This is a genomic window from Desulfobulbus alkaliphilus (assembly GCF_016918545.1).
Lineage (GTDB): Bacteria > Desulfobacterota > Desulfobulbia > Desulfobulbales > Desulfobulbaceae > Desulfobulbus > Desulfobulbus alkaliphilus.
Genome location: NZ_JAFFQC010000006.1, coordinates 100104 through 116097, shown reverse-complemented (window position 1 = coordinate 116097; position 15994 = coordinate 100104). Strand labels below are relative to the sequence as shown.

The window sequence follows — 15994 nt, the reverse complement described above, 5'->3', positions numbered from 1 at the left end:
TTTTGAGGGATGGAAGAATTTGCTGGCGCTGTCTCATAACTGCTGCTTCACTTCCAGGAGACCCATTGACCGCTGCTGTCGCAACGTGGAAGTGCATCAGGAAACAATCTTGGCAACCTTTTCCGCCGCATCAGCGAGATCTGTGGCATTGACCAGGTCAAGCCCGGATTCGGCGAGAATCTTCCGCCCTTCTTCTACATTGGTGCCTTCCATGCGGACAACAACCGGAACGGACAATTTTAGTTTTGTGGCTGCTTGAACAACACCCTGGGCAAGAATATCGCACCGGAGAATACCACCAAAAACGTTGATGAGGATGCCCTTGACCGCTGGATCCTTCATGATGAGCCGAAATCCATTCTCGATGGCCTCTGCATTGGCTCCACCGCCGACATCGAGAAAGTTGGCGGGTGAGGCGCCAGCCATTTTAACGATATCCATGGTTGCCATGGCCAATCCGGCGCCATTGACGATGTTGCCGACATTGCCGTCCAGATTGATGTAATTCAAGCCAAATTTTGCGGCTTCGGCTTCGACGGGATCGTCCTCGTCCGGATCATGCATTTCCTTGGCATCCGGGTGACGGAACATGGCATTGGAGTCAATGTCGATCTTGGCGTCGAGGGCGAGGATATTCCCCTCTGCGGTTATGATCAGTGGGTTGATCTCGAGCATGGAGCAGTCGTAATCAACAAAGAGATTATAGAGGTTCTTGACTACAGCAGACATCTGTTTTTGCAGTTCTTTTTCAATTTCCAGCCCGAAACACACTTTGCGCAGGTGGAAAGCCTGAATGCCGGTAATAGGACTGACATGGACGGTGACAATGCGCTCAGGAGTTTTTTCGGCCACCTCTTCGATGTCCATGCCGCCATCCTGGCTGCAGACAATGGCGATTGTTGCGGTCTCACGGTCAGGGATGATGGACAGATAAAGCTCCTTTTTGATATTGAGCCCTTCTTCCACAAGCACCTTGTTCACTTTCTTGCCTTGTGCTCCGGTTTGCTTGGTGACTAGCGTCATCCCGACGATGGAGTCAGCGACTGTTTTGACGTCGTCCTTGGTTTTGGCAAGTTTCACTCCACCGCCCTTGCCGCGACCACCAGCATGAACCTGAGCCTTGACAACGACCGGCAGGCCGAATTCATCTGCAATCTTTTCTACTTCCGCGGTGGTGTAGGCAAGTTTTCCCTTGGGAGTAGGTACATTGTACTTTCGAAATAATTCCTTGGCCTGATACTCATGAATTTTCATAGACGCATCCTTTTGCGGTGAACCCGACTGACTGGGCCAGGCGAGTTCCCCAGAGAAATAAAAATGTTACATAAGTCCCTGTTGACATCACAAACTGCGGCGTTTCAGTTGACAGTCATTTAATTTCGAGTTTACAGCAACCAGTTAAGGTAAATTCACGAACCAATTCCGTTCCGGTCCGTGCTCCAGAGCCCTTATATGTACCAGTCGGCCTGTCCCCGGGCAAATCCGTCGCCTTCTACGCCAAAAAAGTTTAAAATATGGTGGTCCTATAACAAACCAGCAACGTACGAGTCAAGTTATTCAGATATATAATGACAAGTGTTTGGTTTTCCGAAATGGATGCAGGTTGAGCAGGCACAGGCGAATCGGCCTGCAAGGAAGGGCAACCACCCATTTGTCGTATGTCTGCACCACGTGCTTCATACATAGACTTCTGCTTTTCCCTCTACAGCCGTTGTCTCCCCTGAACAACCAGCAGAATCGCCAGTCGCAATTATATCGGAGGGGGTGGACATCCTGGCAAAGAGCGTGGTGGGAAGTCGTCCTTCAGAATTCCGGTCGAGAGAAGATCCGGCAGAGGACAAGGAAACGCATTGGGGGTAATTTCGCACCTCAGGCTCAACATGAACTGCCAAGATACGCTCTAGAGACCCTGCAAAAACGCCCTGAAACCATTCCGACAACGACATGCACCACAGCCATTTCCGAAAAAACCACTCAAAACTCAGGACTTATAACAAGACACTTTGCCAGGAGTCAAGCGATAATTGCAAAAAGCCAACACTTGTCCCGGGCGGGTGACCGGATATCCTTGACTACCTGCAAAAATTGCAAGAGCATTGCTGTTTTTATGTGAAAATAGAAGTGTACCTTCGGCTGGTGGACGCTTCATACATGCATTGAACGAAAGGTTTACCAACACGAGTTCAAGGAAAAGCGGTCACAGGCATCCCAACTCCGCGCGGACACGACTGCCCGCATAGATGCGGCCATGGCGGTCAGTAGCGCTTGCACAAGCCAGGCTGCCTATGAACGGGTATCACAAAAGAGTGTGATCCACTGCAGGACAACAAGCCCGCGCTGGACACATTCAGAACTGGATCGGTGAGCGCTCGCCTGGGCGTCAGCTTTATTGTCTGTGGCCGTTCGAATAAAGTACACTTCATCGGACGGCTACGGGCAATGAAAATGGCGTGCGGACGGACGCCCCGAAGGACTGATGGTAAAGGTTATCATCAAAATTCCGCGACATTTATCGGCCGATGACAGCAAGATATATCCAAAGCAAGCGTCCAGCCGTCACGGATTCAGGGCACAGGGACTAACACGGTGCCGAGTAACAGGAAGCGAAACATCGTAGCGGGCCTTGAAGTTCAGGGCAGAGAGCACTACCCTGATTGGTTTTTTGCAGATGTTTTTTTTCTTCGGGAAATATTATCCACGGATATCTCAAGGGTGTCCAGCATGATTCCAGTGTACCTCTGGATATTTTTTTGAATATAGGCGCGCAACTCATGCAGATCTCCGGCCAGGGTCTTGCCGAAGGGTACATCGATGTACAGATCTATTCCGTACCTCCCCCTGCCCATCTTGACTTTGACTTTTCGGACCAGAATCTCGCTGTCGTATTCATCGATGCAATGAAGAATCATCTGGGTCAATGCGGCTTCTGAGATCGATACGGTTCCGCTGGTTCCCTTTTCATGATAATTTGGCTGCACCACCGATTTTTCAAAAAATCGCGACTTGCTGACGCCTACCGTACTTTTGCCCCCCTTAAAAAAAATCCGGATGGAATCGGAAAGGATCTGAGCATAATCCCGCTTCACCTCTATGGTTGGCACGGGGATCACATGTTTTCCCTCTTCAAACCTGGATTTGATGGCGTTTTCGATATCCTTTTGACTGGCAATTTCTTCGATGGTGATCATCTGACTGATGGGAGGCAATTCGAGAGCCTCGGCCAGCCTGATCACCATCTTCTCCGATGTTCCCAGAATCAGTATTTTTTTGATTTTTTTTTCCTGTATCGTCTGGATGACGCTCTGCCGATGGACAGGATCGGTGAAGAGAGCGGTCTTGATGGCGGAGATGTAATTCTTTTCCTGCTTGGCGCTTTTCCCCGCCAAAATGGTGGTGTCATGAATCAAGAGACCGTCATCGATGATGTAGGGTACCTCGATTTTCTCAGCCAGGAGTTTGGCGCGAAAACTCTTGCCAGTGCCACTTTTTCCAACCAATGCAAATACTTGTATACCTTGCAGCCGACCCTTGACCCGACTGAAAAACTGATAGATTTCCTTGCCGGTGAGATAGACCCACTGGTGTTCTTTGCTGCTCTTTTCGGTAGTGGTACTCATATGGGGCAAATGACGAGAAATTCAGAGGCAGATAATTCGACCGGGCGAAACGATCGCCCAAGTCTGTGTTGGTGTGTTCTGCTCCATGGGATTCTCATATCCCTGCCGGTCACCTGAACCTTGAATCTGTGACGGCTGGATCTTGCCTTGGAGATATTGTACTGTAATCATTATATAATCACAAAAGAACCCTTGGGGATAACCTTCACCAGCCACCCTTCGAGGCGCACGAACGAACGTCTCATGGATCCAGGCTGAAGTTCATTCGAGCGTACCTGGTCTTCAATCCTCTTGCCACCAGGTATCAAGCCATTGCTCATGGTGATAATACAGTGGCAGTGTGTCAGGATGCCGCAATCGAGCGGCATAGGCCAACCGATGTTCAGCGAGATACCAATTCGGCACAACATAGTACCCATGCCACAAAACCCTGTCCAGCGCCCGGCATGCTGTGACCAACTCTTCTTGGGTTTCAGCATAGACAATAGCATCGACCAGGGCATCCACTGCTGGATCGGCGATCCCGGCAAGATTCCTTGAACCTTGCCGGTCTGCCGCCATGGATGTCCAGTAGTCACGCTGTTCGTTGCCAGGTGATTGGGACTGGCCAAACACCGTGACCACCATGTCAAAATCAAAATCCTTGATTCGGTCGGCATAGAGCGCTGGATCGATCGTTCTGTAGTCGACTGCAATACCAAGTCTTTTTAGATTCGCGACGTAGGGCGCAATCACCCGCTCGAAAGTCGGCCCGGCGAGAAGAATGTCAAAACGAAACCGTTCGCCCTGGGCATTGACAAGAACCCCGTCACGAATGGTCCAGCCAGCCTTTTCGAGAAGATCTCTCGCCTGTTGCAGGTTGGTGCGCAGGCTGCCGGGGGGATCGGTGGTCGGCGGTATGAGCGGCTGAGTGAAGACCTCATCAGGCAAATCAGACCTGAATGGCTCAAGCAGAGTGAGCTCAGCAGCATCAGGCAATCCTTGTGCAGCGTATATTGAATTGGAAAAAAAGGAATCGTTGCGTACGTACGCGGAAAAAAACAGGGTCCGGTTGGTCCATTCGAAATCAAAAGCCAATCCAAGGGCCTTTCGCACCTGCCTGTCTTCAAAAAAAGGTTTTCTGGTATTGAAGACAAAACCCTGCATTCCGGCATTATTACGATGGGGAAACGTCTTTTTTATCAACTGACCGGAATCAAAATGCCTCCCACTCAAATCCCGTTCCCATTGTTTGGCCACATTGACCGCGAGAAAATCAAATTCTCCTGCCTTGAATGCCTCGACACTGACCACCGGATCCCGGAAATATTTGACCATAATTCGTTCAAAATTGAACATACCTCGGCGAGTCGGATGATCAACAGCCCAGTATTCAGGGTTTTTCCTGTAGGTGATCGATCGGCCGGGAAGGACTTCGGCAACCACATACGGTCCGGACCCCACGGGAATAACCATGGCGTCGCCACCCTCGGACGGATTAAAATCGTACTGTGTATAAAACGTTTTACTGAGAACCGGCAACTGGCCTGCGATTATATGCAGTTCCCTGTTCTCTCGGGCAAAACGAAATCGAATTGTCAGGTCATCAAGCACATCGGCTCCCTCGATATCACGAAAATACATTTGATAAAAAGGATGCGCCTGGTCACTTTTTAAAATTTCCAGAGAAAATTTGACATCTTCGGCGGTAACCGGTCTACCATCGGAAAATCTGGCCCGGGGATTGATGGTATAGGTGACTGATTTTCTGTCCTCGGCGAGATTGATCTCTTCAGCGATCAGGCCATAGTAGGCGAAAGGTTCGTCCAGACTGGGAACCGCGAGAGTTTCAAAGACATATGATCCTAACCCCCGAGGCGCTGAACCTCTGAGCGTGAAGGGATTCATTTTTTCGAAGCTGCCAAGATCATGGAGAATGAGTGTACCGCCCCTGACAGCCTTGTCAGAAGTATAGGCAAAACGAGAAAAGTCTTCGGGATATTTCAAATTGCCGTCGATACTGACGCCATGGGCGGCCATGGATCGGGTCGGCAGCAGGCAGCAGAGGAAAATAAAAAAGAAAAAAAGCGCTCCGGTAAATATTGGGCTGCAAGCCCCTGAAAGCAGTGGGGCCAGTGGAATTCGCATCTACGTCCCTCCTTCAAATATTCCGTACAACAGCCACCGTACGCAATTCCAGACACTCCATCCTTGCACGGCGGCGATGAGATCGGCACAGAGCGTCTGCGACGAACGGTCTCGTCTGGATGAAACCGGACTGCCTGTAACCGCCAAAACACAAAAGCCTTGATAACATCATACCTGCGACGGCTGAATGCTGACGAATTCAGGATCTCGTTTCGGACTGCCGCTGCGAACATAGTATACGCAATCAAGCCGACAATATACAAGCGATATCCCTGCTCTCCTGTTGATAATCGCGGCTGGAAAAAAATTGACGAACATTCCCCTACCGGGTAAATAATCTAATTACAATAACTTTGTTGGTAGTTTCATCTTCGCTTTACCTGTTTTTTTCCCCTTTTTCCCCCTTTCTGGAGTTGTGTAATGGGACAGACCATCACTGAAAAAATTTTTGCCGCGCACCTGCGGGACACACCGACACCGGAAAACATGGTGCTCGATATCGATGTCATCATGTGCCACGAGATCACCACACCCATTGCCATCATGGATCTTGTGGAAAAGGGGATGGACCGGGTATGCAACCCTTCACGGATCAAAGCGGTCATCGATCACGTCACCCCGCCCAAGGATTCCAAAACGGCCACCCAGGCCAAAATCATGCGTGATTGGGCCCGACGGCACAACATAAAAGACTTCTTTGATATCGGTCGTAATGGGGTCTGTCACGCCCTTTTTCCTGAAAAAGGTTTTATCCGCCCCGGAAATACCGTCATCATGGGCGATTCGCACACATGCACCCATGGTGCTTTTGGTGCCTTTGCAGCCGGGGTCGGCACCACCGACCTTGAGGTAGGTATTCTCAAGGGAGTCTGTGCATTTCGGGTCCCACGCTCATTGAAAATCGAAGTAACCGGTACCCTGCCCAAGGGGGTCGTCGCCAAGGATATCATCCTGGCCATCATCAAGAAACTCACCGTGAGCGGGGGCACGGACATGGTCATTGAATTCACCGGACCGGTTGTCGAGGCAATGAACATGTCTTCGCGCATGACTCTGTGCAACATGGCCGTCGAGGCAGGAGCCACCTCGGGTGTCTGCCAGCCGGATATAGTTACCGCCCGATACCTCTGGCCCTTCATCCAGGATGAATACGAAAGCGTGGAGCAGGCTGCCGAGGCTTTCTCGCGCTGGCGCTCCGACGAAGACGCCCGGTACGAGCAAGTCGTAACCCTAGATGTCACCACACTCGCCCCCCAGGTCACCTATGGATACAAGCCGGACAACGTCAAGGATATACAGGAGTTGGAAGGAGCGAAAATAGATCAGGTCTACATCGGTTCCTGCACAAACGGTCGTATCGAGGATATCCGTGAGGCTGCCATGATTCTCCGCAATCAGAGCGTGGCCGAATCGGTGCGGGGCATTCTGGTGCCGGCTACCCCGGCCGTTTACTCCCAGGCACTCGAGGAAGGGTTGATAAAAATTTTCATGGAGAGCGGCTTTTGCGTCCTCAACCCCACCTGCGGGGCCTGCCTCGGTATGAGCAGTGGAGTACTGGCCGATGGCGAAGTCTGTGCTTCAACCACGAACCGTAATTTCAACGGTCGTATGGGCAAGGGGGGCATGGTTCACTTGATGAGTCCCGCCAGTGCTGCCGCTGCAGCCATAACCGGCGTCATTACCGATCCCCGCCGTTTTCTCAACTGAGACTCCCCGCCTGGACAAGGAGAAGATATGAAAGAGTTTGGAGGCCCCGCGGCCTTTATCGACAGAAACGACATCAATACCGACGAAATCATTCCAGCCAAATATCTGACTGAAATCACCAAGAAAGCCCTGCAACCCCACCTTCTTGAGGATCTGCACCTGGAAGAAGGTCAGTTCGATCCCCATTCTCCTGAAATGCAGGACGCCAGGGTGCTGATCACCCGCTCAAATTTCGGGTGCGGCTCCTCCCGCGAACACGCCGTCTGGGCTCTTGAAGTCAACGAGATCAACATGGTCGTCGGTCAAAGCTTTGCCCGCATCTTTCGTCAGAACATGTTTAACTGTGGCATCCTTGCCGTCGAGTTACCGTCGGAAGAGCTGGATCGTCTTTTTGCCCTTCAGGGCAAGGTTACGCTCACAGTGGACCTGGACAAGGAACAACTGACAGCAACCAGCAGTGCCGGTGATACCACGCAGTGCTCCTTCACCCTTAATCCCTTTGATAAAAAACTGATCAAGGCCGGGGGCTGGCTGACCTATGCGGATGCCCATTATTAACCTTTTAGGGGTGACCACAACCCGATTCTGTACTACAAGTACGATAGTTCAGGCCGTATTTTTTACCAGACTTTCGGCTGATGTCCATCTGGAAACAAGATCTTTTTTTTCTTCTGAATCGAGAGGCGCCGGAGACTCTCACAATACCTGTATCCGTGAGTGTTCGTCCTTGCGTCAGCTTTATTGTCTGCGACCGTTCGTTTAAAAGAGACTTTATCGGACGGTCAGGGACAATGAGGATGGCGTGCGGACGGATGCCCCCGAAGGGCGGCTGGTGAAGGTTATTATCAAAAATTCCGCGACAATTATACCCTGATAACAGCAAGATATCTCCAAAACAAATGTCCAGCCGTCACAGAATCAGGACAATACAAATGTCCATGAAATTCCCTGGATTGAATGAACCAGCGCAGCAGAATCTCAGGAATGATATCCATTCCTGTATCGGCACCAAATAACCCTAATGTAAGGAGATTGCCCCCATGCAGACTGTACAAAAACTGACAGCTCTTCTCTGTGCCATTGCCTTTTGTTCACTTTTCCTTCTCGGATGTTCCTCGGAGGAAGAGGCGACCGTTCAGGAGGCACCCGCTGAAACCGTCATTGAGCAGGTAGAGCCGGAAATCACTCTTCCCCTTGACCAGCAACCGGGTGAAGAAGACGAAGTACATACCACACCCGAAGAGGAGATGGAGACAGGGGAAGAACAGGAAGAAACCGTTTCCGATGAGACCGTCGAAGCCGCAGAGACGGACTCGTAAGGAGGTTGAGGTATGCAGATGGTACAAAAAATGCTAGCCCCTCTCTTGGCCATAGCCTTTTGTTCGCTTTTCCTTCTGGGATGTTCCTCGGAGGATACAGAGGCGCCCGTTCAGGAGGCACCCGCTGAAACCGTCATCGAGCAGGTAGAGCCGGAAATCACTCTTCCCCTTGACCAGCAACCTGAGAAGGTAGGCTACCCGGGTGAAGAAGTCGAAGTGCAGACGACACCCGAGGAAGAAATGGAGACTGTACAAGAACAGGAAGAAACGGTTCCCGATGTGACCGTCGAGCCTACCGAGACGGATACAGAAGAAGAGCGACGGCCCACTCGGCCGAGAAGGGCCCTGGAAGGCTGCTGATGCTCCCTGAACAGGGGATCAGGAAATACTACGTACCCAAAGAGAGGTCGCTGTTGCCAATATCCTGACATCACCACGCCGACCTGCACTCATGCGGCCGTTTCCCGATTTCAAAGGGAAACGGCCGCCAGTGATTTCACTACTTCCTCCTGCTCCGGGGTCAGGGTCTTCGGAATCCGCACTGCAATCTTCACCAACAAATCGCCACGCTGCCCCATGGGCCCGGCGGGCAGGCCATGCCCCTTGATTCGAAGTTTGGCTTCCTGCTGCACCCCGGGCGGAACCTTGACATTGAATTTCTTGCCATCCAGAGTGGTTACCTCGATGGTAACGCCAAGGCAGGCTTCACTGAAAGGGATTCGGTGCTCCAGAACCAGATCGTCTTCAACCCGCTGAAAAAGAGGATGCTCGGCCACATGTACCTTGAGATAGAGGTCACCCGGCGAGCCACCCGAAGAGGATGACGCCCCTTTGCCGGACAGCCGGAGTCGTTTACCGTCCTCAATCCCCTTGGGTATACGAACCGAAACATTCTCGTTCTGCCCGTTCTGGCGTAGAGTGATCGTCTTTTCAGCTCCGTGCAGAACTTCTTCCAGGGTGATGGTCATCTCATAGGTAAGATCCTTGCCCTTGCTTGGCTGCGGCCCGCACCCACCGCTGCCGCAACCGCCCCGTGCCCCTGCGTTGCTGAAAAAACTGGCAAAAGGGGACGGCCCTGTTGCGCGAAAACCGCCCTGCTGAAACCCGCCGGTGCTCCGGAAACCGCCGCCAAACCCAAACTGGCGGAGAATATCATTCAGGTCGAAATTACGGAATATATCTTCCTGGGTAAAACGCTGCCGGAAACCAGCCGCCCCATATCGATCATACTGCCTCTTTTTTTCAGGATCCGACAGGACAGCGTAGGCTTCACTGATCTCTTTGAACTTTTCTTCAGCGTCCTTGTCGCCCTGGTTTTTATCCGGATGATACTTGAGAGCCAGTTTACGATAGGCTTTTTTGATTTCATCGGCAGACGCGTTTTTGCCGACGCCGAGGATCTGGTAGTACTCCATAGTATTATTATCTACGCAAAAAAGATGTCAATGTGATCAAGGTTCGTTGTGCTGTTATTATAAGGCACAAACGGAAAATGTCTATTCAGCTGAATTACTTTCCCCATACCAGCCTTCAAGCCGCTGAACAAGGGCAGACCTGTCGTTGGTCGACTCGTTGAGAAGAATGACAAACGCTCTGCCATTAGTCAGATATCCCGCTGCAGCAGCAACACCTGTCATCGTCCCTGTTTTCATGGAGACTTTTCCCTGTTGCCTGAGCAAATCGGTATAAGGCCGAAACGCCTCCAAAAGAGACAGCATGGTTCGAACCGTAACCCGATTGCGGCGTGACAGACCGGAACCCTCCTCCTGGTTAAGACCAGCTGCCCTCTCTTGTCCCACAAGATGAGTGATTTCCATGGAGACTGCCTGCCGTGCCTTCTCCCAGGTGGCGGGATATCCGTACCGCTGCGCGCCACAGGCCAGAAAAAGCAGATTGGCTATGACATTGGAGGAATATTCGAGCATGGCAACATTGATCTCCGCCAATGACCAGGTGGAATAATGCCTGTAGAGCAGACGCACCTGATCATCAGGTGGCACCTTCTGGAGACCACCAACAGCAACGACCGGAATTCCGGCCTTGTCCAACAGATTGTGCAGCAGTTCGCCTCCATACTGAGCCATCCGGGTTTCAAGATCGCATGGGCCGCTGCCGCAGATATTGATCCGATGAAGGCCTGGCGACAGTCCCTGGGCCAATTCCCTGAACAACGGCAGGGTCGGCGTCTGTGGTTCCGCCGAATGAATACCCCCTTCTGCGTCCACGGCGAGATAGGCTGTGTTGAAGTTCACGGATAAGGGCCCCACCGGAGCATCGTAGGGATTGGTACTACCACCGCGCCCGGGAACCTGATCCGTCAGCGCAAATGCAGAAGAATCGACATACAGGGTGCGCACCCGGCGCAGCCCCGACCGGTGCAATTGCTCAACAATGAAAGCCATCTCCTCGGTGACCAGCATGGGATCACCAAATCCTTTGATAAAGAGATTGTCGCGGTGATCCACATAAAACTCGGTACGAAAACGATAGTCATCGCCGAGGATGTGGTGGGCAGCCAAAGCGGTGCCAATTTTCAGTACACTTGCCGGTATCAATGGCAGATCAGGATTGCAGGCATCGATCATCCGGCCATCCCTGTCGGCAACCCCGTAGGCATTCTTCCCCTGGGTGTTCGCCAGGGCTTGACAGGCAGCATGCCCGGATAACCCGCCGCCTGGAAACACCACCAAGAGCATCAGGCACAAGGCCAGGACAACAACCTGTCGTTGCCTGTATCGCGATGCACAGTCGTGTACTCGGAGCGGACAAAGGCTCCTTTCTTCAGGCAGCAGGGCCAATTTCAATCTGGCGCCCCTTGGAAGCGGTTTTTTTTCTGACACTTTGTTGCTCTGACCAATCCACGCGTGGAAACAACAACTCCGGGCGGCTGCATCCGCCGACATGCCTGGATTCGGAAGAAGTTTCTGGATGAACACTCCTTCTACGCATGGAGGCGACCAGGCTGCCGTGCAGCGGCTCCCGATAGCCTGATCGCCTCATCACCTGCAGGTGGAACAGCGGCAATGGTTGCCTCGATTAATCAATTTTCGGCAGTCGGGCCAGGGATGCCTCAATCTGTTCCTGGGGATAGGAATAATCACTGAGATTGCCGCAGAGATAATTGTCGTAGGAGGGCATATCTATCAAACCCGTCCCGGAGAAATTAAAGAGGATTGTCTTTGGCTCCCTGGGGTCTTTCATTGCCTCGATGATGGTGCCGCGAATGGCGTGGGTTGTCTCAGGTGCGGGAATGATCCCTTCGGTTCTGGCAAAAAGGAGACCGGCCTCAAAACATTCCAGTTGGTGGACTGCTTTGGGGATGATGATGTTGTCTCTGATCAGTGCCGAAATAATGGGAGCCATGCCATGGTACCGAAGGCCGCCGGCATGGATGCCTGGCGGAACAAAGTCATGGCCAAGAGTGTACATATACAGCAGCGGTGTCATCATGGCCACGTCCCCGGAATCATAGGCCAGGCGTCCACCGGTCATAGTGGGACAGGATGCCGGTTCATAACCGATGAATTCGATTTTTTTCCCTTCGAGATAATCGGGGATATACGGTACTGCCAATCCGGCAAAATTAGAGCCACCGCCGCAACAGCCAATGATGACATCAGGATAGGCCCCGGCGATCTCCATCTGTTTTTTCGCTTCCAGGCCGATGATCGACTGGTGCAGGACCACATGATTCAAGACGGACCCAAGGGCGTAATTGGTATCATCCCGACTGGAAGCATCCTCGAGAGCCTCGGAGATGGCCATGCCCAGGGCACCGGGAGTCTCAGGGTCCCGGGCCAGAATCTCACGGCCGATCCTGGTGTCCGTACTTGGACTGGGAACCACCTGACCACCGTAGGCCTGCATGATGAATTTGCGGTAAGGCTTCTGATCAAAGGAAACCCGGACCATGTAGACTTTACACTCCAGGCCGAACTTGGAGGTCGCCAGGGCCAGAGCCGAACCCCATTGACCTGCTCCGGTTTCCGTGGTCAATCGTTTGACGCCTTCCCGTTTATTGTAATACGCCTGCGCCACAGCGGAGTTGGGCTTATGGCTGCCCACCGGCGAGACGCCTTCGTTTTTGAAATAAATCCTGGCTTTAGTGCCCAAAGCCTCTTCAAGCTTCCTGGCGCGGACCAGCGGCGATGGCCGCCATATTTTATAAATTTCCAGCACTTCCTCGGGGATGTCAATGAAGCGATCCTGGCTCATTTCCTGTTCCAGAAGACCCATGGGAAAAACAGCAGCCAGTTTTTCGGGCCCCATGGGCTCATGGGTTACCGGGTCCAGAGGTGGTTGCAGTCCGTTGGGAATATCGGGAATGACATTATACCATTGTTTCGGTATCTCATCATCGCGCAGCACAATCTTTTTCATGGTTTCTCCTTGGTTATCGATGAGGATATGGTGGTTTCGGCACATTTGAATCGTCAGAAACTCGTCAGAAACTGATCCCCGGCGCCTTGCCAACCCAATCCTGAAACATTGACCGCGCTCCTGCTTCTGCACCAGGAGCAACCGACCTTATCTACCGTAAACCGACAAAATTCTCAAGACAGCGCCGCCATCTCCACCATTTTCGTTTTCAGGATTCGTACCAGCAGGGCCTCCTCCCTAGAGAGACCCAGAACTTTTTCGAGTATTTCCCTGGGATTGGCTGCTGGTTGCCCATGATGACTCAATAGATCGAGCAGCAAAACCTCCGTGTCTCCGACTTCTAGACGCCGCACCAGAGGCCGGAGATCCAGGGTTTGGCGGCGGTTTTTCCGCAAACGCTCAACAGGAAAACTCTCCCGGGCAAGAAAAGCGGCCACCCTGACCTGCAATTCCTGGATGGAAAAACAGGGTCCACGCATTTCATAGCTGATCAGCGTACTCTGAGCCGGTTTGCCGACCGGAAAGAGGATCTCGGTGACTCTGATGGTCGCCGGCAACTGGTGGTTAAGGCGAACTTTGAGTTCCTGCAGGGAAGCGGGCGGTCGGGCCAGAACCACATCAAAAAATTCCGCCAGGCTTTCGACCCCCACCGGCAGAGCCTGGCTGAAAGCTACTCTGGGACTGGGGTTGAAACCACTGCTGAACACGACCGGCACTTCTGCCCGTCGCAGGGCGCGAAAAACAAGCTGCAGCAGTTCGAGATGGCCGTAAAAGCGGCTGTCACCACAGCGGGTATAGCGGACCCGGCAGGTATACCCCTGCTGCTGGGATCCGCGGATCTTTTTTCGCGCCTGCGCCGACAGCTCGCAAAGAGCATTTCCCCGAGGAAAAACAACGGGCTGAACACTTTCAAAATCGCACAGTCCACATCCCTGGCAACCATTGACTCTGCAGTCCGGGGTGTAAATATGCGCAAGGGCCCGGTTGTACTCTTCTTCAAGATAGGTCCGCTCCACCCCGGTATGCAGGTGATCCCAGGGCAGGACTTCATCCGTGGTCCGCCGCCGCAGATACTCTTCGAGGTCAATATCGCACTGGGCAGCGGCCCGTCGCCATTGTTCAAGGCTGTAATGTTCCGACCAGCTGTCAAGGCGGACCCCGTTGGACCAGGCTGTTTCCACCAATCGGGCCAGACGACGGTCACCTCTGGCAAATACCCCCTCCAGAAAAGATTGCCGCGGATCGTGCCACTTGAGTTTAAAGCCGTGCCGAGGCAGGAGCTGTTTGAGCCGATCAATACGTCGCTTCGATTCGTCCAGACTGAGTTGCGCCTCCCATTGAAATGGGGTGTGTGGTTTGGGGATGAAGGTCGCCACACCGATATTGACCTGTACCGGCCGGCCTTTCCTCTGTCCAGTCTGGCTGCGGATCTTCTTGGCCAGATCGACGATAGCCTCGATATCCTTTTCCGTCTCGGTGGGCAGGCCGACCATGAAATACAGTTTGATCAGATTCCACCCGAGAAAAAAAGCGTCCCGGCAGGTGGCCATGAGGTCATCTTCAGTGATCCCTTTATTGATGATCTGGCGCAGTCGATCACTGCCCGCTTCCGGCGCAATAGTGAATCCGGATTTTCTGACACGCTTGACCTCTTCCATGATTTCAGGTGTCAAAGTTCCGACTCGCATCGAAGGCATGGATACAGAAACACAGGTGTCGGCAAAACGATCCATCAGCTCGGTCATCAATGGACCCAGGCAGGAAAAATCACCTGTGGACAGGGACAACAAGGCCAATTCCTCAAAGCCGCCGGCAGCAATGCCCTGCTCTGCCAGAATGATGACTTCGTCAAGACTACGCTCTCTGACCGGTCGGTAGGTCATCCCGGCCTGGCAGAAACGGCAACCACGGGTGCAACCACGGGCGACTTCAATGCCAAGCCGGTCATGCACCGGTTTCACCACTGGAACAAGCGGCTTGTGCCCCGGGAAAGGAGGCGGTAATTTTGCCAGCACCCTTTTCCGTACCGATGAATACCCTTGTTGTAGCGGACGAATTTCTATAAGCCGCCCCTGCTCGTACCGGGGAGTGAAAAAACCGGGGACATAGACTCCGGCGATCGAAGCCAGGTGCGCTAACACTTCGGCGCGAGACCACCCCTCATCTTTCCCCTGAAGAAGAAGTTCCGCCAGCTCAACGATGATTTCCTCACCGTCACCAAGAACAACAGCATCGAAAAAATCAGCCACCGGTTCGGGATTGAAAGCACAGGGGCCGCCTCCCAGAACCAAAGGATGCCTTTCGTTGCGCCGGGATGCCCTGAAAGGAAGACCAGCCAGATCGAGAATGGTGAGAATGTTGGTATAACAGAGTTCATGGGGCAAGGTGATGCCAAGCACATCGTACGCCGACAACCCGAACCTGCCCTCCAGGGAAAATAGGGGAACCCCGGAATCACGCAGCTTGGTTTCCATATCTATATCAGGCACATAACAACGGTGGGCGGCAACCCGGTTCATATTGTTGAGAATATGATAGAGAATCTGCAACCCCTGGTGGGACATGCCGATTTCATAAAGATCGGGGAAAACCAGGCAAAAGTTCAGATGATTGTCCAGCAGATGCCCATTGCTGGCGTGTAATTCACCGCCGATATATTGACCTGGTTTGCGCACCAGGGGGAGGATCCTGTCCAGATCCACCTGCTGAAATTTGGTCACGTGTCTATGTTCTCCAAGACAAAAAAACCGGGAAGTAAGCAATTTCAGCAACCTGAAATTTGCGCGGATGCTGCTGCCCGTGCATGCAGCCACGTCTGCACAGATCCAGGGCACATGTGATCAC

The 15994-nt window shown here is 52.6% G+C and carries 11 protein-coding genes; 4 read left to right on the top strand and 7 right to left on the bottom strand.

From position 1 onward, the window contains the following. Window positions 1–96: 96 nt before the first annotated feature. The 3 genes from sucC to JWG43_RS05035 all read right to left on the bottom strand — a co-directional run bounded on the left by sucC (window position 97) and on the right by JWG43_RS05035 (window position 5744). On the bottom strand, window positions 97–1254 hold the full coding sequence (gene sucC, locus JWG43_RS05045; RefSeq protein ID WP_205241729.1) for an ADP-forming succinate--CoA ligase subunit beta: 1158 nt from the start codon (window positions 1252–1254) through the stop codon (window positions 97–99). A gap of 1391 nt (window positions 1255–2645) precedes the next feature. Then, window positions 2646–3617 (bottom strand): hypothetical protein, encoded by a 972-nt coding sequence (locus JWG43_RS05040; RefSeq protein ID WP_205241728.1) that lies wholly within the window; start codon window positions 3615–3617, stop codon window positions 2646–2648. 282 nt (window positions 3618–3899) lie between these two features. Further along, window positions 3900–5744 (bottom strand): extracellular solute-binding protein, encoded by a 1845-nt coding sequence (locus JWG43_RS05035; RefSeq protein WP_205241727.1) that lies wholly within the window; start codon window positions 5742–5744, stop codon window positions 3900–3902. A 420-nt stretch (window positions 5745–6164) separates the two neighbouring features. On the opposite strand from JWG43_RS05035, the gene JWG43_RS05030 reads away from it, so the two are divergent. The 4 genes from JWG43_RS05030 to JWG43_RS05015 all read left to right on the top strand — a co-directional run bounded on the left by JWG43_RS05030 (window position 6165) and on the right by JWG43_RS05015 (window position 9130). Further along, window positions 6165–7451: a 3-isopropylmalate dehydratase large subunit gene (locus JWG43_RS05030; RefSeq protein ID WP_205241726.1), complete on the top strand. Its 1287-nt coding sequence runs from the start codon at window positions 6165–6167 to the stop codon at window positions 7449–7451. 27 nt (window positions 7452–7478) lie between these two features. Continuing rightward, window positions 7479–8009 (top strand): 3-isopropylmalate dehydratase small subunit, encoded by a 531-nt coding sequence (locus tag JWG43_RS05025; RefSeq protein WP_205241725.1) that lies wholly within the window; start codon window positions 7479–7481, stop codon window positions 8007–8009. Window positions 8010–8491: 482 nt separating this feature from the next. Beyond that, window positions 8492–8770, top strand: coding sequence for a hypothetical protein (locus JWG43_RS05020; protein WP_205241724.1), 279 nt, complete (start codon window positions 8492–8494; stop codon window positions 8768–8770). A 12-nt stretch (window positions 8771–8782) separates the two neighbouring features. After that, window positions 8783–9130 carry a hypothetical protein gene (locus tag JWG43_RS05015; protein WP_205241723.1) on the top strand — a complete coding sequence of 116 codons (348 nt, stop codon included), beginning with the start codon at window positions 8783–8785 and terminating at the stop codon, window positions 9128–9130. A gap of 110 nt (window positions 9131–9240) precedes the next feature. On the opposite strand, the gene JWG43_RS05010 is transcribed toward JWG43_RS05015, so the two are convergent. The 4 genes from JWG43_RS05010 to JWG43_RS04995 form a co-directional block, all read right to left on the bottom strand. Next, entirely contained in the window at window positions 9241–10185 is a 945-nt protein-coding gene (locus tag JWG43_RS05010) for a DnaJ C-terminal domain-containing protein (protein ID WP_205241722.1), read from the bottom strand. 81 nt (window positions 10186–10266) lie between these two features. After that, on the bottom strand, window positions 10267–11574 hold the full coding sequence (locus JWG43_RS05005) for a D-alanyl-D-alanine carboxypeptidase/D-alanyl-D-alanine-endopeptidase (RefSeq protein ID WP_205241721.1): 1308 nt from the start codon (window positions 11572–11574) through the stop codon (window positions 10267–10269). Between the two features lie 232 nt (window positions 11575–11806). After that, on the bottom strand, window positions 11807–13150 hold the full coding sequence (locus JWG43_RS05000) for a TrpB-like pyridoxal phosphate-dependent enzyme (protein ID WP_205241720.1): 1344 nt from the start codon (window positions 13148–13150) through the stop codon (window positions 11807–11809). A 173-nt stretch (window positions 13151–13323) separates the two neighbouring features. Beyond that, window positions 13324–15870, bottom strand: a complete 2547-nt coding sequence (locus JWG43_RS04995; protein ID WP_205241719.1) for a TIGR03960 family B12-binding radical SAM protein — start codon at window positions 15868–15870, stop codon at window positions 13324–13326. Window positions 15871–15994: the final 124 nt, after the last annotated feature.